Raw genomic sequence first — 18,074 nt, 5'->3', positions numbered from 1 at the left:
GGGGCCGGGACGGGCCGGCGGCCGGGCGCGGGCGCCGCCGGACCGGTCGCGCCCGGGGGCCGGCTCGCCCTCGGCGACGCCCCCGCCGCTCAGCTCCGCCGCAGTTCGTGCCGCAGGTCGTCGAGCTCGTTGCCGCCCGCCATCTGGCGCGTGAGCTCCTCCAGGGTGATCGCGTCCCGGGTGTGGTTGCCGGCCATCGCACCCCTCTTCAGCAGGACGAAGCGGTCACCCACGAGGTACGCGTGATGCGGGTTGTGGGTGATGAAGACAACGCCCAGGCCCTCGTCACGTGCCGCCGCCACATACTTCAGCACCGTGCCCGACTGCTTCACGCCCAGGGCCGCCGTCGGCTCGTCCAGGACGAGCACCTTGGCGCCGAAGTGCACCGCCCGCGCGATCGCCACGCACTGGCGTTCGCCGCCGGACAGGGTGCCGATGGGCTGGTCGACGTCGCGCAGGTCGATGCCCATGCGCAGCAGTTCCTCCCGGGTCGTCCTGCGCATGAGGTCGACGTCCAGGCGCTTGAAGGGCCCGGCGCCCTTGCGGGGCTCGGAGCCGAGGAAGAAGTTGCGCCACACCGGCATCAGGCCGACGACCGCGAGGTCCTGGTGGACGGTGGCAATGCCCCGGTCCAGGGCCTCGCGCGGGGAGGCGAGGCGGGTCTCCTCGCCGTCGACGCGCAGGACGCCGCCGTCGTGCTGGTGCAGGCCGGCGATGATCTTGATCAGAGTCGACTTGCCGGCACCGTTGTCGCCCAGCACGCAGGTGATCTCCCCGGCGTGCACCTCCAGGGACACGCCATGGAGGGCGCGTACGGCGCCGTAGTGCTTGCTGACGCCGGACAGCTCGACGAGCGCCGTACGTGCGCCGATGCGCCCTTCGGTGGCTGCCTCGGTGCCTGCTTCGGTACGTGCCTGCGTACCTGCTTCGGTACGTGCCTCGGTGCCTGCTGCTGTACCTGCTTCGGTACGTGCGCTGTGCGTCACTTGGCGGCCTCCGCCCGCTTGCGGACCCAGGTGTTGAGCAGGGTCGCGAGGAGCAGCATCGCTCCGAGGAAGAACTTGAACCAGTCGGGGTTCCACTCGGCGAAGACGATGCCCTTGCTGGTCATGCCGAACAGCAGCGCGCCGACCGCCGAGCCGATGGCGCTGCCGTAGCCGCCGGTGATCAGGCAGCCGCCGATGACGGCGGCGATGATGTAGATCAGCTCGTTGCCCACGCCCTCGCCGGACTGCACCGCGTCGAAGGAGAACAGCAGGTGCTGGCCGGAGATCCAGGCGCCGAGGGCGACGCCCATGTAGAGGCCGATCTTGGTCCTCGTGACCGGCACGCCGACCGCGCGGGCCGCATCCTTGTTGCCGCCGACCGCGAAGATCCAGTTGCCGGTGCGGGTGCGCAGCAGGATCCAGGTGGCGAGGGCGACCAGGCCGAGCCACCACAGGATGGTGACCTTGAAGCCGACGCCGCCGACGGTGAGCGTGGAGGCGAACACGGCGTGGGCCGTCGGGAAGCCCTCCATGTCGGCGATGGTCTTGGTGGAGACGGTGCCGTCGATCAGCTTGGTGAGGCCGAGGTTGGCGCCGGTCAGCATGAGGAAGGTGCCCAGCGTGACGATGAAGCTGGGCAGGCCGGTGCGGGTCAGGACGTAGCCGTTGAGGGCGCCGATGGCGAGGGTGACCAGCAGGGAGACGCCGACGCCGACCCATACGTTGGCGGTCATCTGGTAGCTGAACATCGAGGAGACCAGCGCCGAGGAGGTCACCAGGACGCCGGCCGACAGGTCGAACTCGCCGCCGATCATCAGCAGCGCGACCGGGACCGCCATGATGCCGATGGCCGAGGACGCGTACAGAACGGTGCTGAGGCTGGAGGCGCGCAGGAAGCCGTCCGCGGCCAGGGAGAAGAAGACCAGGACGGCGATCGCGCCGACGACCGAGCCGAACTCGGGGCGGGACAGCAGCCGACGCAGCGGCGAGGTATGCAGAATCCTTTCGTCGGATGTGCGTTCCAGGGTTGCGCTCATCGGGTGCCCCGCTTGGTGTACTCCGCGAGCTCGGCCGCCTGGTCCTTGGTGACGATCTGCGGTCCGGTGAGCACCGGCTTGCCACCGCCGAGCACGTCGCCGTTGTACTTGTGGAGCCACAGCAGGTCGACGGCCTCGTAGCCCTGGAGGTACGGCTGCTGGTCGACGGCGAAGCCGAGCGTGCCGTCCTGGAGCTCGGCGGCGACCTTGGCGTTGAGGTCGAAGGTGTCGATCTCGGCGCCGCTGCCCGCGTCCGCCTTCGCCTTCACCGCGGTGTCGGCGTAAGGAGCGCCGAGCGTGACGACCGCGTCGACGGACTTGTCCGCCTGGAGCTTGGCACCGATCGCCGACTGCACGTCCGGCATGCTGGTGCCGTTGACGTAGAGGTTCTCGACCTTGCCGGAGAAGGTCTTCGCCACGCCGGCGCAGCGCTGCTCGTGACCGACGTTGCCCTGCTCGTGCAGGACGCACAGCGCCTTCTTCTTCCCGCGTTCGTTCAGCTCCTCGCCCACGGCCTCGCCGGCCACGGTCTCGTCCTGGCCGACGTGGGTGAGGGCGCCGAAGGCCTTGGACTCCGCGGAGCCGGAGTTGACCGTGATCACGGGGATGCCGGCCTTCTCCGCGCGGGCGACCGCCGCCTTGAGCGCGTCGGGCTTGGCGAGCGTGACGATGATGCCGTCGACCTTCTTGTCGACCGCGGCGTCCACGAGCTGCGCCTGCTGCTGGGCCTCGGTGTCGTGCGAGTACAGGAAGTTGATGTTGTCCTTGACCGCCGCCTGCTTGGCACCGCTCTGCACGATGTCCCAGAAGGTGTCGCCATCACCCGAGTGGGTGATCATCGCGAAGGTCCAGCGGGGGGTGTTCACCGCGGCCCTCCCCTGTGCCGCGGCGGCCTTGCGGGCGTCCTCCGCCCGTTTGCCGCCGGTGCTGCTGCACCCCGCGAGGGATACCGACAGCGCCCCCGCCAGCGCGATGACTGCCCAGGTTGGAAACCGTGCCACGAGGCCGTGCCCTTCTTGCTTGCCGTGCCGTGCTCGAACGTACGCGCGGGGCCGATGACGACCTCATCAGCCCCGAACGTCGCATTATCGAACACGGGGACCCGCGCTCCGGTCGGCGGGGAGGACACTTCGGTCACATTGTCCGGACATGAGGCTCGAGGGCTCAGGCCCAGGCTGGGGCTCGGGGGCCCAGGCCCGGGCTCGAACTGGGGCTCGGCTCGGGCTCAGGAGCGTACGAGCAGCTGGAACTCGAACGAGTAGCGGGACGGCCGGTAGGTGTGGGTGCCGAACTCGACCGCGCGGCCGGTGTCGTCGAAGGTGGCGCGCTGCATGGTGAGCAGCGGGGCGCCCTCCTCCTCGCCGAGCCGCTCGGCCTCGGCCGGGGTGGCGGCGCGGGCGCCGATGGACTGGCGGGCGCTGTGCAGGGTGATCCCGGCGGAGCGCATCAGCCGGTACAGACCGGTGGCCTCGAGCTGCCCGGTGTCGAGGTCCAGCAGGCCGGGCGGCAGGTGGTTGATCAGGTACGCCATCGGCTCGCCGTGCGCGAGCCTCAGCCGCTCGATGCGGTGGACCTCGCTGTCCTCGGCCACCCCGAGGGCGGCGGCGACCTCGGCGGAGGCCGGTACGACGGTGTTGACGAGGACCTTGGTCGCCGGGCGCTGGCCGGCCGCCTCCAGGTCGTCGTAGAGGCTGCTGAGCTCCAGGGGGCGCTTGACCTGGCTGTGCACGACCTGGGTGCCTACGCCCCGGCGCCGTACCAGGAGGCCCTTGTCGACCAGGGACTGGATGGCCTGGCGGACGGTGGGGCGGGACAGGCCGAGCCGTGCGGCGAGTTCGATCTCGTTGCCCAGCAGGCTGCCCGGGGTGAGCGTGCCGCGCTCGATCGCGGCCTCCAACTGCTGCGCCAGCTGGAAGTACAGCGGCACCGGTGAGCTGCGGTCCACACTGAGCCCGAGCGCCACGGTCGGGTCCTCTTCTGGTTTCGGCACGGCCCGAGCGTAGTCCTGCGGCCGGTTGACGGGAAGTTGTGTAGTCCGATTGTCCGGACATACGGATTGACACGGCCCAGGGTCGGCACTCACCTTGTTCCCATGCGCATCGGGGTCATCGGTACGGGCCGCATCGGCACCATTCATGCGAACACGCTCAGCCGCCATCGGGAGGTCGGCTCACTGATCCTCACGGACGTCGATCCGGCGCGGGCCCAGGATCTCGCCCACCGGCTGGGCGAGACGGCCGCCCCCGGAGTGGACGAGATCTTCAAGTGGGGTGTGGACGCGGTGGTGATCACCACGGCGACGTCGGCCCACGCCGAACTGATCGGTCGGGCAGCACGCTCGGGGCTCCCGGTGTTCTGCGAGAAGCCCATCGCGCTCGATCTGCCGGGCACCTTGCAGGCGCTCGCCGAGGTGGACGCGGCCGGAACGATCCTGCAGATGGGTTTCCAGCGGCGCTTCGACACGGGGTACGCCGGCGCGCGGGAGGCCGTCCGCTCGGGGCGGCTCGGCCGGCTGCACACGGTGCGCGCGCTCACCTCCGACCAGGCCGCGCCGCCGGCCGCGTGGCTGCCGCTGTCCGGCGGGCTGTTCCGGGACACGCTGATCCACGACTTCGACGTGCTGCGCTGGGTGACGGGGCGGGAGGTCGTCGACGTGTACGCGGCCGGGTCCGACGCGGGGCCGGCGATGTTCCGCGAGGCGGGCGACGTGGACACGGGCGCGGCGGTGCTCACCCTCGACGACGGCACGCTGGCCACGGCGACGGCCACCCGGCTGAACGGCGCGGGTTACGACGTACGCATGGAGCTGGCCGGGGAGCGCGACCAGATCGTCGTCGGCCTCGACGACCGTACGCCGATCGCGTCCACCGAGCCGACCGGGCCGCCGGCCGCGGACAAGCCGTGGACCGGGTTCCTGGAACGCTTCGGGCCCGCCTACGAGGCGGAGCTGTGCGCGTTCGTCGAGGTCGTCCTGGGCGAGCGCGCCAACCCGTGCGACGGTCGTGAGGCGCTCCAGGCCCTGCGCATCGCCGAGGCCTGCGAACGCTCCCGCCGGGACCACCGCCCGGTCCCCTTGGCCGAAATCCCGGACGCCCCGGAAGCCGCGCCGCGCTGACCGGAGCCCGGGCACGGACGGGGCCGGGCCGCCCCCGCAGGCGGTCGGGGCCCGCTTCCGCGCCCGGGCGCGGCCGGGGCCGTGGCCCAGTGGCCACCGGGCGCGCGGACGCAGGGGCACCCCGCCGACTCGCTACGGCGCGGGCGGGGCCGCTCTCCGCTCACGCGGACCGGGCCGCCGGGACGGCTCAGGTCGGGTGGGTGGTGCGGGACGGGGGCGTCACCAGCGCACCCTCAGGGTTCGGGTGCCGTGGATCAGCATGCCTGGGAGCCAGTTGGCGGGTGGGGCGTCGAGGGTCAGGGTGGGGGCGCGTTCCAGGAGGCCGCGCAGGGCTGTGCGTGCCTCGATGCGGGCGAGCGGGGCGCCGAGGCAGTAGTGGATGCCGTGGCCGAAGGCGAGGTGGCCCCGGGTGTCCCGGCGGATGTCGAAGCTGTCCGGTGACGTGAAGCGCCCCGGATCGCGGTCGGCCGCGGCGAGGCCTATCAGCACCGGCTCCCCCGCCGCGATGACCGTGCCGGCGATCTCCAGGGGCTCCGCCGCGTAGCGGTAGGTGGCGGTCTCCACCGGCCCCTCGTACCGCAGCGTCTCCTCGACCACGCCGTCGACGAGTTCCAGGTCGGCCACGGCCGCGGCGAGTTGCTCCGGGTGCGTGAGCAGGACGCGCACGGCGTTGGAGATGAGGTTCACCGTGGTCTCGTGGCCCGCGATCAGCAACAGGAAGGCCATACCGCGCAGTTCTTCGCCGGAGAGGCGGTCGCCGTCCTCGGCGGTGGTGCGGATCAGCGCGCTGAGCAGGTCGTCGGCCGGCCCGGCGCAGCGCTTGTCCTCGATCAGCTCGGTGAGATACGCGCCCAAGTCGTGCATCGCGGCGGTGTACGCCTCCGCGCTCGTGGGCGCCACCACCTCGTTGGACATCTCGCGGAACGCCGCCCGGTCCATCTCCGGCACGCCGAGCAGCTCGCAGATGACCGTGATGGGCAGCGGGTACGCCAGCGCCTCCACCAGGTCCGCGCTCCCGTGCGGCAGCATCGCGTCCAGCAGCCCGTCGGTGATCTCCTGCACGCGCGGCCGCATTGCCTCGACCCGGCGCGCGGTGAACGCGCGGGTGACCAGCGAGCGCAGGCGCGTGTGCTGTGGCGGGTCGGCGTTCAGCATGTTCTTGCCGAGGACCCGCTCCTCCAGGGTCGGCCCCTGGATCCGGCTCACGTCCTTGGACAGCCGCGGGTCGGCGAGGGCGGCGCGCGCCTCCTCGTACCCCACGACGAGCCAGCTATCCCACGGCTCGGTCCCCGGCAGGCGCACCCGGTGGACCGGGCCCAGTTCGCGCAGCTCCGCGTAGACGGCGTGCGGGTCGGCGTATAAAGCCTCCCCGTGCTCCGTCAGGTCGATCAAGTCCGCCATCGTGACTCCCCTCCCGGAGCGCGGCACGCCCCGTGATCCGACAACGTCCGGCCCGCCCCTGAAGTGCCCCTACGGCGTCTCGTCCTCGAGAAGTCCCGCGTCGTGGACGAGGAGCGCGATCTGCACCCGGTTGTTCAGATGGAGCTTCGTCAGGACGCGCGAGACGTGGGCCTTGACGGTGGCCACGCTCATGTAGAGCTCGGCGGCTATCTGCGCGTTGGCCAGGCCTCGCCCGATCCGCAGGGCGACCTCGCACTCGCGCTCGTTGAGGGCGGCGACGCGTTCACGCGCGCGTGCGCGGCGGTCGCCGGGGCCCGCTCCGGCCGCTCCGCCGGGGCCGGAACCGCCCCCGGTGCCGGTCGCGTGGCGGATGAGCCGGCGGGTGACGGCGGGGGACAGCACGGGATCGCCCGCGGCGACCCGGCGTACCGCGTCGACGATCTCGGCCGGCGGGGTGTCCTTGAGGACGAACCCCGAGGCGCCCGCGCGCAGGGCCCGCAACACCTGCTCGTCGGCGTGGAAGGTGGTGAGGAGCACGACCTGCGGCGCACGCGCGCGTCCGCGCAGCCGCTCGGTCGCCGTGAGACCGTCCATGCCCGGCATCCGCACGTCCATCAGGACGACGTCCGGCAGGGTGCGGTCGACCAGGTCCTCCACCTCGGCGCCGTCGGCCGCCTCACCGACGATCTCGATGTCGTCGGCGCCGCCCATCATCAGGGACAGACCGGCTCTCACCAGCGGGTCGTCGTCGACGAGCAGCAGTCGGATGGGCGTCATGCGCCCCACCCAACCAAACGGCCCGCGCCCCGGCCACACCGGCTCGCCGCCGGCCCTCCCGCGCGGGAGGGCCGATGTGCCCCGCGTGGGAGACACGGTGCCGGGGCGGAAGGCGCGCTCGCCGCCCCGGTGGGAGAATCAAGGCTCATGCGTGCCGCGTACATCGAAGAGCTGGGTCCGCCCGACCTCGTGCGCTTCGGCGAGCTGCCGCCGCCCGAGCCGGGGCCCGGCGAGGTGCTGGTGGACGTGCTGGCCACCACCGTGAACCCGGTGGACGCGTTCGTCCGCTCCGGACTGTTCCGCACGCCGCTGCCGCCCTTCCCGCTCGTCCTCGGCCGGGACCTCGTGGGCACGGTGGCCGCCGCCGGGTCCGGCTTCTCGGCGGGCGAGACGGTGTGGTGCAACAGCCTCGGCCACGACGGCAGGCAGGGAGCCGCCGCCGAGCGGGCCGCGGTGCCGGCCGACCGCCTCTACCGGCTGCCGCCCGGCGTGCGCCCGGAGGAGGCGGTGGCGGTGTTCCACCCCGCCGCGACGGCCCACCTGGCCCTCTTCACGCACGGCGGCCTGGGCACCGGCGGGACGGTCCTGGTCGGCGGCGCGGGCGGCAACGTGGGCAGCGCGCTGGTGGAGTTCGCGGCGCGCGCGGGCGCGCGGGTGCTCGCCACGGCCGCGCCGCGCGACCACGCGCACGTACGGTCCCTGGGCGCGGCGGAGGTCGTGGACTACCACGCCCCCGACCTCGCCGCGCGCCTCGCGGCGCTCGCGCCCGAGGGGGTCGACGTGCACGTGGACACCTCCGGCCACAACGATCTGCGGACCGCCGTCGCCCTGCTCGCGCACCGCGGCCGGATCGTCCTCATGTCAGGGGCGCGGGACGAGCCGACCCTGCCGGTCGGGCCGCTCTACATGAAGGACGGCTCCGTACGCGGCTTCGCCATCTCCCACGCCACGGTCGCCGAACTGGCCGATGCGGCCGCCGCCGTGAACGAGTTGCTCGCGGCCGGCGGTCTGCGCCCCCGCGCGGTGGAGTACCACCCGCTGAGCGCCCTCGCGCGGCAGCACCGCCGCGTGGAAGCGGGCGAACTGCACGGCACCCGCGTGGTCCTACGCCCCTGAGCCCGCCGGCACCCCGCGCTCGGTCGCAAGGCGAGCCTGCACCGCGTGCCGAGACGCACCGCGCCGGCGTCCCCCGCAGGCAAGACCGCACCGCGGGCCAGGCAACACCGCAGACCAGGCCGCACCGCAGACCAGGCCGCACCGCAGACCAGGCCGCACCGCAGGCCGGCGTGCCCGGCGGGCCAGGCCGCGCCAAGTCCATGTCGGCCCGCACCACCCACCGCGCTCGGCGTGGCGCGGGCCGAGACGCACCGCCAGCCAGGCTCCGCCCCGGGCCAGCGCACGCCGCAAGACAGTCCGCACCGCAAACCGGGTCATACCGCAGGCAAGACCGCACCGCGGGCCAGGCCACACCGCAAGCGAAGCCACAGCGCGGACCAGGCCGCACCGCGGGCAAGACCGCACCGCGAGCCAGACCGCACCACACCGCAGGCAAGACCGCACCGCGGGCCGAAACGCACCGCAGGCCGGCGTCCCCCGCAGGCCAGGCCGCGCCAAGTCCACGTCGGCCCGCACCACCCACCGCGCTCGGCGCGGCGCGGCGGCGAGCACGCGGTGACCGCGGTGGCCGGACCGCCGGTCCGGCCACCCCGCCACAGCGCAGGCGGGGCCGTCGAGGAGCCCGCCGTGGGCCGTCGCCGGCGGCCACCGGCCCGGACGCCCGCGCGGCCACACGCCGTTGACGCCCCGCTCGCCGCCACCCCGCCCCGCCCCGTCGCTCGCCGGCTACCCCTCCCACCAAGGCAACCGCCCCTCCACCAGGAACCCGCCCTCCGGCGTCGGCCCGTACCGCAAGGTGCCGCCGGCCAGGGTGGCGCGTTCGGTGAGGCCGATCAGGCCCTGGCCGGAGCCGGGGACGTGGGGTACCTCGCCCTCGGGGGCGGGGTTGCGCACCAGGACGGCCAGTCCTTGGCCCGGGCCTCCGGTGACGGACACGGTGACCTCCGTGCCGGGGGCGTGCTTGCGGGCGTTGGTCAGGCCCTCCTGGGCGATGCGGTACGCGGTGCGGCCGACGGCGGCCGGTACGCCGGCGGGGTCGGTGACCTGACCGGCCAGGACGACCTTCATCCCGGCCTCGCGGGACTCGGCGACCAGGCCGTCCAGCGCGCCCAGCGTCGGCTGGGGCCGCCCCGCGTCGTCGGTGTCACCCGCGCGCAGCACGCCGATGATCTCGCGCAGGTCCTGAAGGGCCTCGTGCGCGCTCTCCCGGATGACCCCGGCCGCCCGCGCGACCTCCTCGCGGGGCGCGTCCGGCCGGAACTCCAGTGCGCCGGCGTGCACGCTCAGCAGCGTCAGCCGGTGCGCGAGGACGTCGTGCATCTCCCGCGCGATGGCCTCGCGGGCCAGCCGCTGCGCCTGCTCGGCCCGCAGCCGCGCCTCGGTCTCGGCGCGCCGGGCGCGGTCCCGCAGGCTCAGCATCAGCTGCCGTTTGGACCGTACGAACATGCCCCAGCCGACGACCGAGGCGAGGAGCACGGCGGAGAAGGCGACCACCCCGGCGAACGGCATGTCGGGGTCGGGGCGCAGCCAGGACGACACCGGGACCAGCGCGAGTGTGGCGCCGCCGACCCAGGCCACGTAGCGGAAGGGCCGGTGCACGGCGAGCGTGAACAGGGCGACGACGCCGGCGCCGCCCGCGCTGTTGGAGACGAAGCCGACCGGGACCATGGCGACGGCCAGGGCGAGGGGGTGGCGGCGGCGCAGCCAGACCGCCAAGCAGGCGGGCAGGCCGAGCAACTGGTCGGCGACGACCAGGAAGTGGGGCGTGTGCGGCTCGTGCCGCACGGAGTCCGCGGCTGCCAGACCGATCCCGACGGCCAGCAGGAAGCAGGAGATGTCGACCACCCAGTCCCGCGCGGTGCGCCGCGAGCGCCCCGGCCGCCGCCCGCTCTCGGCGTCGAGTTCGTCGGCCACCGCGGACGGCAGCCACCAGCGCCGCCCGGTGAGGACGGGCAGGTCCGGAGTCGTCGCATCACTGCTCACGGTCGGCAAATGTACGCAGTCGGCGCGTACTTGAGCGCCCCGCGGAACGGATCGGCTACCAAAGTACGGATCGGCTACCAAAGTATCGGCAGCGCCGGACTTCGGCGCCCCACCGGTCCGCGGGGCGGGCTTCAGCAGCCGAAGTCGATCAGGTCGAAGGTGCTGTAGTGGTCGGAGGTGTAGTAGTCCTCCTGGGCGCGCTGTCCGGTCACGATGCGACGGGCGCCGCGCGTGGGGGAACCGGGCGTGATGACGGTGTACTCGTGGTAGTAGCCGCTGGACTGCGCGGGCAGGACGTGCTCGCGGTTCTGGAAGACGACGCCGTCCTGCGAGTAGGGGAAGGGGCCGCCCTGGTCGATGAGGTCCAGGGTGTCGTACGCCTGGGCGGACAGGTCGCCGTAACAGATGCTGCCGACGGAGGCCGCGACGGCGGCCGGTGCGGCGGAGCCGGTGGGAGCGGCCGCGGCCGGGCCGGCGGTGACGGTGCCGCCCACGAGCAGGGCGGACAGCAGGGCGCTCGCGGCGCCGAGGCGGGTGAGGCGTGGGGGAATTCTCATGACGCCATGATGACGCGCGTAGAGCATGGCAGGTCAATGACAAAACAGTTGAACTTCCCATGAAAAGCGGGGAGTTCTCGCGGAGACGACCGGCGGCGCGGCCGCCCCGCTACGCGTCCTCGGGCAGTTCGTAGGAGCCGTACTCCGGGCGGCCCGCGAGGTCGTACGACTGGATGGAGACGCCCGCCGAGGTGATCCGGCCGCCGGTGTGGCGGAAGGCGGTGGGGACGGCGCCCTCCACGAACAGCCGGCGCCCGGTGCCGAGCACGACCGGGAAGGTGAGCAGGTGCAGGGTGTCGACGAGCCGGAGGTCGACCAGGGAGCGCACCAGGGCGCCGCTGCCGTGGATCTGGAGCTCGCCGTCCGTGCGCTCCTTGAGCGCGGCGACCTCCTTGGCGAGGTCACCGCCGACCACGGTCGTGCCCGTCCACCCTGGGTTGTCGAGGGTGGAGGAGACGACGTACTTCGGCAGGCCGTTCAGCCGGGAGGCGATCGGGTCGTCGGGGTCGGTCATCCTCGGCCAGTAGGACGCGAAGATCTCGTACGTGCGGCGGCCGAGCAGGAAGGCGCCCGCGCGGTCGAAGACCTCGGTGACGAACCGGCCGAAGTCGTCGTCGCCGTAGCGGAAGCTCCAGCCTCCGTGGGCGAAGCCGCCGGTGGTGTCCTCCTGGGGGCCGCCGGGCGCCTGGTAGACGCCGTCGAGGGTGACGAAGATCGTGGAGACGAGCTTGCCCATGTCGGGTGCCTTCTTTCGGGGGCCGGGTCCGCTGTCATCACCTCAGACCGCGCGGGCCCCCGCAACTCATCGCTGGGCCGTGGGGCTCATCCCGCGTGGGTGGAGAACAGGCCGCCGGTCGGTCCCTGCTTGTCGCCGCCCTGGGCCTTCTTCAGCGCGTTGGCGAGGCTCTCGATGGTGAGGGACTGGAGGATGACCCGGCCGTTGCCCTCCAGGGTGGCCAGGGACAGGCCCTCGCCGCCGAAGACCGCGTTCATCAGGCCCTGGCGGTTGAGGCCGCCGATGCGCTGGACGCCGTACTGGATGCCCTCCTCGAAGGCGACCACGCAGCCGGTGTCGACCTCGATGCGGCCGCCGAAGTCGGCCGGGTTGAGGTCGATGAAGTTGCCCGCGCCGGCGATGATCACCGTGCCGTGCCCGGTGAACTTCTCCAGGATGAAGCCCTCGCCGCCGCTCATGCCGGTGCGGCCGCCGGCGAAGGCGATGCCGAAGTCGACGGTGGACTCGGCGGCCACGAAGGCGTCCTTCTCCGCGAACCACGCGCGCGTGCCGTCCAGTTCCAGCGCGCGCATCTCGCCGGGCAGTACGCCCGCGAAGCCGACGGTGCCCTCGCCGCCCTGGGACGTGAAGTACTGGAAGGCCAGCGACTCGCCCGCCAGCACCCGCTGGCCGACCTGCATCGCGGTGCCCATGGCCTGGCGCAGCAGGCCGCCCATGCCGCCGCCCCCGCCGCCCTGGCCCGAGCCGTTGCCGTTGCCGTTGCCGTTGCCGTTCTGGGACGGGCCGGACAGGCGGGTCTCCATGGTCACGTTGGTCGTCTTGAACAGGAACTTGCCGGCCTCGCAGTACACGGTCTGGCCGGGGCGCAGGTTGACGACCGCCATCTGCATGGCGTTGCCGACGATTTCTTGCTGAAGAGTCACGGGGGATACAACGCGGGGGCGGACCGGAGAGTTCCCCCCTGATCAGCCGCCCAGTTCCCGGTGCCGGGCCGTGAGGCGGGCCGCGCCGTCCTCCGTCAGGGAGCCGAACAGGCGCAGCCGGGAGATGCCGCCGTCCGGGAAGATGTCCACGCGCGCGTGCGTGCCGGCGACCGCGGCCGGGAGCACGAAGCGGTGGTTGGTGTCGGGCTGGAGGCGGGTGCGCGGGACGACCTCGGTCCACTCGCCGCCGTCGGCCCCGTCGCCCTCGCCGTCCCGTACGGAGACCGAGGCCCAGCCGGCGCTGTTGCCCTTGAGGCAGGCGGTGTCGATCTCGACGGCGCGGATCTCGCAGCGGGCGGCCAGCCGGTAGCGGATCCAGTCGTGGCCGTGGTCGCGGCGGCGCCGGGTCTCCCAGCCGTCGTCCATCTTGCGGGAGCGGCCCGGCTGGATGGTGTTGGTGGCGGGCGAGTAGAAGCGGTCGGAGGCGTCCTCGACCCGGCCGCCGTTCTCCAGGGCGACCACGTCGAAGGTGCCGAGCGCCGACAGCCACCCGGGGTCGGGCACGACCTCGCCGTGCACGCGCAGGCGCGCGATGCCGCCGTCGGGGTGCTGGTTGAGGCGCAGGTGGGTGAAGCGGCGCGGCACGTCCACCGCGAAGCCGTTGGCCGCGTGGCCGCCGACCGGGGTGCGCGGGACCAGCGTCGTCCACTTCACGTCGTCCGAGAGCAGTTCCTCCGGGGACGGGGAGCCCGGTACCGAGGTCCCCTCGACGGACACCGCCTGCGGGTGGTTGCCGCGGAAGTGGGCGGTGTCCACGACGATGCCGCGTACGACGCCCGGCGCGCCGAGCCGGATCAGCGCCCAGTCGTGGTCGTCCTCGGCGGGCCAGGGGTGCCCGGCCCCGGTGCCGCGCCGGCGCCGGGTCTCCCAGCCGTCCATGATCTTGCCCTTGTGCCCGAAGTGCTCGGGGTCGAACTCGGCGCGATGGGGCAGCAGCAGGTTCTCGCGCATGGCGAAGAACTCGTCGTTGGCGGCGATGACACCGGCGCCGAGCCGGCGGTCGGCGAGGTCGGCGAGGTGGGTGAAGGGGAAGTCGGCGGTGCGGTAGTCCGCGTACGGGTCGCCGCCGCTGTAGGGCTGCGCGTCGCCGGTGAAGCTCTCGATCGCCGTCACGGTGGTCTGGTCCTGCCTTTCGGGAGTCGGTGTCAGTGGGTGCGGGTGAGCAGGCGGCCTCTCGGTGCGGTGAACTCGCCGTCCGCGGCGATGCGTTCGCCGCGCAGCCAGGTGGACCTCACCACGCCGTGCAGGGTCCGGCCGGCGTAGGCGGTGACGCGGTTGCGGTGGTGGAGGGCGGCCGGGTCGACGGTGAAGGTCTCCTCGGGCGCGAGGACGGCGAAGTCGGCGTCGCGGCCCGGCGCGACGGCGCCCTTGCGCGCGTCGAGGCCGACCAGGCGTGCCGTGTGCGCGGACATCCAGCGGACCACGTCGTCCAGGCCGTGGCCGCGCCGCCGCGCCTCGGTCCACACGGCGGACAGGCTCAGCTGGAGGCCGGAGATGCCGCCCCAGGCGGTGGCGAAGTCGTCGGTCTTGAGGTCGGCGGTGGAGGGCGAGTGGTCGGTGACCACGCAGTCGATGGTGCCGTCGGCCAGTGCCTGCCAGAGCAGGTCCTGGTTGGCGGCTTCGCGGATCGGCGGGCAGCACTTGAACTCGCTGGCGCCGTCCGGGACTTCCTCGGCGGTCAGGGTGAGGTAGTGCGGGCAGGTCTCCACGGTGATCCGTACGCCGTCCGCCCTGGCCGCCGCGATCAGCGGCAGCGCGTCGCCGGAGGAGAGGTGGAGCACGTGCACGCGCGCGTCGAGGCGCCTGGCTCGCTCGATCAGGGCGGCGACGGCGGTGTCCTCGGCGTGGTGCGGCCGGGAGGCGAGGAAGTCGGCGTACTTCGGACCGCCCTGCTGCGGGGCGGCGGCGAGGTGACGGGGGTCCTCGGCGTGCACGACGAGCAGGCCGTCGAAGGAGGCGATCTCCGCGAGCGAGCGGGCCAGTTCCTCCTGTGTGAGATGCGGGAACTCCTCCACGCCCGAGGGCGACAGGAAGGCCTTGAAGCCGAGGACGCCGGCCTCGTGCAGCGGGCGCAGGTCCTTGACGTTGCCGGGCAGGGCGCCGCCCCAGAAGCCGACGTCGATGTGGGCCTTGTCGCGGGCCACGTCCTGCTTGGTGCGCAGGTTGCCGACGGTCGTGGTGGGGGGCAGGGAGTTGAGCGGCATGTCGACGAGGGTGGTGATGCCGCCGGCCGCCGCCGCGCGGGTGGCGGTCCAGAAGCCCTCCCACTCGGTGCGGCCCGGGTCGTTGACGTGCACGTGGGTGTCGACGAGGCCGGGCAGCAGCACGTCGTCGCCGAAGTCCTCCAGGCGGGCGCCCGGTGGCACGTCGGCGTCGTGCGGGAGTACGGCCGTGATCGTGCCGCCCGCGACCACGACCGACGCGGGGCGCGTCCCCTCGGGCGTGATCACGCGGGTCGAGCGAAGCACCAGCTCAGCGTCGGACACCCGGACCCCTCTCGGATCTCGACTCGAATGCTTCAACATTCTGTTGAATGAGTCTTCACTCACGCCCGCACCCCGTCAAGAGGCACACTGCCGCCGGGCGGCCCGGGGCACACAGTCTGGACGTTTCCACAAAGCGGAATTAGGATTCCGGCTATCAGAACGTAGTTCCGCACAGGCGGGCGGTCAACCGGCTCCCCGATAGGCTTTGGCCCTGCCCGCCAGTCCCGAAAGGAACGCGCCGTGCCGACGTCCAGCGCCAGCACCACCGACTCCGCCAAGTCCTCCGGCGGCGGGGTCCAGTCCCTCGAGCGCGCCTTCGATCTGCTCGAGCGGATGGCGGACGCGGGCGGCGAGGTCGGCCTCAGCGAGCTGTCGGCGGCCGGCGGGCTGCCGCTGCCGACCATCCACCGCCTGATGCGCACCCTCGTGGCCTGCGGCTACGTACGCCAGCAGCCCAACCGACGGTACGCGCTCGGCCCCCGCCTGATCCGCCTCGGCGAATCCGCCTCCCGGCTGCTGGGCACCTGGGCCCGCCCCTACCTCGCCCGCCTGGTGGAGGAGACCGGAGAGACGGCGAACATGGCCCTGCTCGACGGCGACGAGGTCGTGTACGTGGCGCAGGTGCCGTCCAAGCACTCGATGCGGATGTTCACCGAGGTCGGCCGGCGCGTCCTGCCGCACTCCACGGGCGTGGGCAAGGCGCTGCTCGCGCACACCCCGGACCACGAGGTGCGCGCCCTGCTGGCCCGCACCGGCATGCCCGCCGCCACCGACAGGACCATCACCACCCCGGAGGGCTTCCTGGCCGCCCTTGAGGACGTGCGCCGGCTCGGCTACGCCATGGACGACAACGAGCAGGAGATAGGGGTGCGCTGCCTCGCGGTCACCGTCCCCGACTCCCCCACCGCCGCCGCCATCTCCATCTCGGGCCCGGCCGGCCGGGTCACGGAGGCGGCCACCGAGCGCATCGTCCCGGTGCTCCAGCAGGTGGCCGTGGACCTCTCCGAGGCCCTGTCCGGCACGGGCCCGGCGGCCTGAACCGGCCACCCGGCCCACCGCCGCCACCGCCACCGCCACCGCCACCGCCACCGCCACCGGCCGCCCGGATGTCACTCACCGGCGGCTGATCACACGGTGAGCACCGTGAGCCGCCCGTCCCGCATCTCGTGCACCGCGTCCGCCGCGTCCAGGTGGGCCCGGTCGTGGGTGACCAGGACGGTCGCGGTGCCCCTGTCGTGCGTGAGGTGGGTGAGCAGGTCCAGGACGGCCGCGCCGCGCTCGTGGTCGAGGGCGCTGGTGGGCTCGTCGACGAGGAGGACGGACGGCTCGTTCATCAGCGCCCGCGCGATGTTGACCCGCTGGCGCTGGCCGCCGGAGAGCTGGTGCGGGTGCCGGTGCGCCTGGTCGGCGAGTCCGACCGCGGCCAGCAGTTCCCGGGCCCGTCCGGCCGCCGCCCGGCGTCCGTCGAGGCGGGCCATCACCTCCAGCTGCTCGGCCGCCGTCAGCGACGGCAGCAGGTTCGGCTGCTGGAAGACGATGCCGATGTTCCGCCTGCGCAGCACGGCGCGCTCGGCCGCGCTCAGCTCCCCGGTCGGCGTCCCGGCCACGCACACCCGCCCGCTGTCCGGCCGGATCAACGTGGCGGCCACGGCGAGCAGGCTGGACTTGCCCGAGCCGGACGGTCCGACGACCGCCATGAGGGACCCGGCGGGCACCTCCAGCCGCACCCGGTCCAGGGCCGTGAGCCTGCCGTCCCCGTCGGGGTAGGTCAGCGTGACGTCGTCGAGGATCAGGCTCATCGCACGCCTCCCAGCGCGGTCAGCGGGTCGACGGCGGTGATCCGCCGCACGGACAGGCCGGCGCCCAGCACACCGAGCACGATGGTCACCCCGGCGGGCAGCAGCACGGTGGGCAGGTCCAGCACGAAGGGCACCGAACCGCCCCGTACGAGCGCGCCCGCGAGGCCCGCGAGTCCGGTGCCGAGGAGCGTGCCGGCGGCGAGCAGGACAACGGCCTGGCCCAGCGCGTCGCGCAGCAGGTAGCGGGTGGAGGCGCCCAGCGCCTTGAGGACGGCGATGTCGGGGGAGCGCTGGATCGTCCACACCGTGAAGAACGCGCCGATGACCAGCGCGGAGATGACGAAGAGGAAGCCGCGCATCAGCTGGAGCGAGCCGTTCTCCGCCTGGTAGGACCCGATGGCGGTGAGCGCGTCGTCCTTGGCGAGCGTCTTCGTGCCGGCGGCCCGGTCCCCGGCCGCGAGGTCGGCGCCGTGCGCGCGCAGCGCGATCACGGTGGCCCGGCCCCCGTCCCAGGCCGTCCACACCACCGGCGTGTGGCTGTACGAGGCTCCGCCCGCGACGGCCGCCACGGTCCACGTGGCGGACCCGAGCCGCACCCGGTCCCCGGCCGTCACCCCGAGGTCCGCGGCCGCCTTCACGGTGAGCACCGCACGCCCGGGTGCGACTCCCTCAGGTGCGATGCCGCCGCCGGGCCGTACGGCGAACAGCGACACCGCCGCCGTACGGTCCCCGGCGGCCGCGTTGACCGTGCGGATCGCGACCGGCTCGGCGTACGGCACCCGCCGCGCCCACCGCTGTACGGCGGACGCCGGGAGCGAGGAGTCGGCGAAGGACACCGAGCGGCCCGCGGGCGGCGCGGCGAAGGCCAGGTGGTCGGCGGGCAGCTGCCGTACCGCCGAGGTGTTCTGCTGGGCCAGCCCGGCGGTCAGCCCGGACAGCAGCCCCACGAGCAGCGTGATCAGTACGACAACGGTCCCCATCAGGGCGAAGCGCCCCTTGGCGAACCGGAGGTCTCTCCATGCGACGAACATGCCCCAACCCTGCGCGGCAGGGCCCCCGCGGGGCATCGCGCCGGGGCACGCATCACCCGTGTCGAAG

The 18,074-nt window shown here is 73.3% G+C and carries 17 protein-coding genes; 3 read left to right on the top strand and 14 right to left on the bottom strand.

All coding sequences use genetic code 11. The features are described 5' to 3' along the window. Nucleotides 1–89: 89 nt before the first annotated feature. The 4 genes from IE217_RS18385 to IE217_RS18370 all read right to left on the bottom strand — a co-directional run bounded on the left by IE217_RS18385 (nucleotide 90) and on the right by IE217_RS18370 (nucleotide 3,986). Nucleotides 90–872 (bottom strand): ATP-binding cassette domain-containing protein, encoded by a 783-nt coding sequence (locus IE217_RS18385; protein WP_190179118.1) that lies wholly within the window; start codon nucleotides 870–872, stop codon nucleotides 90–92. A 110-nt stretch (nucleotides 873–982) separates the two neighbouring features. Continuing rightward, a complete protein-coding gene (locus IE217_RS18380) occupies nucleotides 983–2,023 on the bottom strand; it encodes an ABC transporter permease (RefSeq protein WP_190178981.1) in 1,041 nt (346 codons plus the stop codon). Beyond that, complete coding sequence (locus IE217_RS18375) at nucleotides 2,020–3,024, bottom strand: sugar ABC transporter substrate-binding protein (RefSeq protein WP_190178980.1); 1,005 nt, start codon at nucleotides 3,022–3,024, stop codon at nucleotides 2,020–2,022. Before IE217_RS18375 ends, IE217_RS18380 begins: the two co-directional genes overlap by 4 nt. A gap of 224 nt (nucleotides 3,025–3,248) precedes the next feature. Next, nucleotides 3,249–3,986: a GntR family transcriptional regulator gene (locus tag IE217_RS18370; protein WP_190179117.1), complete on the bottom strand. Its 738-nt coding sequence runs from the start codon at nucleotides 3,984–3,986 to the stop codon at nucleotides 3,249–3,251. Between the two features lie 129 nt (nucleotides 3,987–4,115). Between IE217_RS18370 and IE217_RS18365 the strand changes: the two genes are divergently transcribed. Then, nucleotides 4,116–5,138, top strand: coding sequence for a Gfo/Idh/MocA family protein (locus IE217_RS18365; RefSeq protein WP_190178979.1), 1,023 nt, complete (start codon nucleotides 4,116–4,118; stop codon nucleotides 5,136–5,138). A gap of 219 nt (nucleotides 5,139–5,357) precedes the next feature. Here IE217_RS18365 and IE217_RS18360 read toward each other — a convergent pair whose 3' ends face one another. Together IE217_RS18360 and IE217_RS18355 are read right to left on the bottom strand one after the other, a co-directional pair. Next, nucleotides 5,358–6,539 (bottom strand): cytochrome P450 family protein, encoded by a 1,182-nt coding sequence (locus tag IE217_RS18360; RefSeq protein ID WP_190178978.1) that lies wholly within the window; start codon nucleotides 6,537–6,539, stop codon nucleotides 5,358–5,360. Nucleotides 6,540–6,608: 69 nt separating this feature from the next. After that, complete coding sequence (locus IE217_RS18355) at nucleotides 6,609–7,316, bottom strand: response regulator transcription factor (RefSeq protein WP_190178977.1); 708 nt, start codon at nucleotides 7,314–7,316, stop codon at nucleotides 6,609–6,611. A 147-nt stretch (nucleotides 7,317–7,463) separates the two neighbouring features. Here IE217_RS18355 and IE217_RS18350 point away from each other — a divergent pair, with 147 nt between their 5' ends. Next, complete coding sequence (locus IE217_RS18350) at nucleotides 7,464–8,432, top strand: NADPH:quinone reductase (protein WP_190178976.1); 969 nt, start codon at nucleotides 7,464–7,466, stop codon at nucleotides 8,430–8,432. 726 nt (nucleotides 8,433–9,158) lie between these two features. Here the strand turns inward: IE217_RS18350 and IE217_RS18345 are convergent. The 6 genes from IE217_RS18345 to allB all read right to left on the bottom strand — a co-directional run bounded on the left by IE217_RS18345 (nucleotide 9,159) and on the right by allB (nucleotide 15,177). Then, nucleotides 9,159–10,424 (bottom strand): sensor histidine kinase, encoded by a 1,266-nt coding sequence (locus IE217_RS18345; RefSeq protein WP_190178975.1) that lies wholly within the window; start codon nucleotides 10,422–10,424, stop codon nucleotides 9,159–9,161. 122 nt (nucleotides 10,425–10,546) lie between these two features. Beyond that, the gene (locus IE217_RS18340; RefSeq protein WP_190178974.1) at nucleotides 10,547–10,972 is read right to left on the bottom strand and encodes a guanyl-specific ribonuclease; all 426 of its coding nucleotides are present in this window, start codon (nucleotides 10,970–10,972) and stop codon (nucleotides 10,547–10,549) included. Between the two features lie 109 nt (nucleotides 10,973–11,081). Next, entirely contained in the window at nucleotides 11,082–11,708 is a 627-nt protein-coding gene (locus IE217_RS18335) for a dihydrofolate reductase family protein (protein WP_190178973.1), read from the bottom strand. Between the two features lie 86 nt (nucleotides 11,709–11,794). Then, the gene (locus IE217_RS18330; RefSeq protein ID WP_190178972.1) at nucleotides 11,795–12,631 is read right to left on the bottom strand and encodes an AIM24 family protein; all 837 of its coding nucleotides are present in this window, start codon (nucleotides 12,629–12,631) and stop codon (nucleotides 11,795–11,797) included. A gap of 42 nt (nucleotides 12,632–12,673) precedes the next feature. Further along, complete coding sequence (gene alc, locus IE217_RS18325; protein WP_190178971.1) at nucleotides 12,674–13,804, bottom strand: allantoicase; 1,131 nt, start codon at nucleotides 13,802–13,804, stop codon at nucleotides 12,674–12,676. A gap of 32 nt (nucleotides 13,805–13,836) precedes the next feature. Beyond that, entirely contained in the window at nucleotides 13,837–15,177 is a 1,341-nt protein-coding gene (gene allB, locus IE217_RS18320; RefSeq protein WP_190178970.1) for an allantoinase AllB, read from the bottom strand. A gap of 240 nt (nucleotides 15,178–15,417) precedes the next feature. On the opposite strand from allB, the gene IE217_RS18315 reads away from it, so the two are divergent. Next, the gene (locus IE217_RS18315; RefSeq protein WP_190178969.1) at nucleotides 15,418–16,215 is read left to right on the top strand and encodes an IclR family transcriptional regulator; all 798 of its coding nucleotides are present in this window, start codon (nucleotides 15,418–15,420) and stop codon (nucleotides 16,213–16,215) included. A gap of 89 nt (nucleotides 16,216–16,304) precedes the next feature. Here the strand turns inward: IE217_RS18315 and IE217_RS18310 are convergent, their stop codons facing one another. Together IE217_RS18310 and IE217_RS18305 are read right to left on the bottom strand one after the other, a co-directional pair. Next, a complete protein-coding gene (locus IE217_RS18310; protein WP_190178968.1) occupies nucleotides 16,305–16,976 on the bottom strand; it encodes an ABC transporter ATP-binding protein in 672 nt (223 codons plus the stop codon). After that, the gene (locus IE217_RS18305; RefSeq protein ID WP_190178967.1) at nucleotides 16,973–18,007 is read right to left on the bottom strand and encodes an ABC transporter permease; all 1,035 of its coding nucleotides are present in this window, start codon (nucleotides 18,005–18,007) and stop codon (nucleotides 16,973–16,975) included. Before IE217_RS18305 ends, IE217_RS18310 begins: the two co-directional genes overlap by 4 nt. Nucleotides 18,008–18,074 lie beyond the last annotated feature (67 nt).

The sequence above is a fragment of the Streptomyces naganishii JCM 4654 genome, assembly GCF_014650575.1.
Lineage (GTDB): Bacteria > Actinomycetota > Actinomycetes > Streptomycetales > Streptomycetaceae > Streptomyces > Streptomyces naganishii.
Note: the sequence above shows the minus strand (reverse complement) of the source record. Positions and strands in the feature narration are given on the sequence as shown.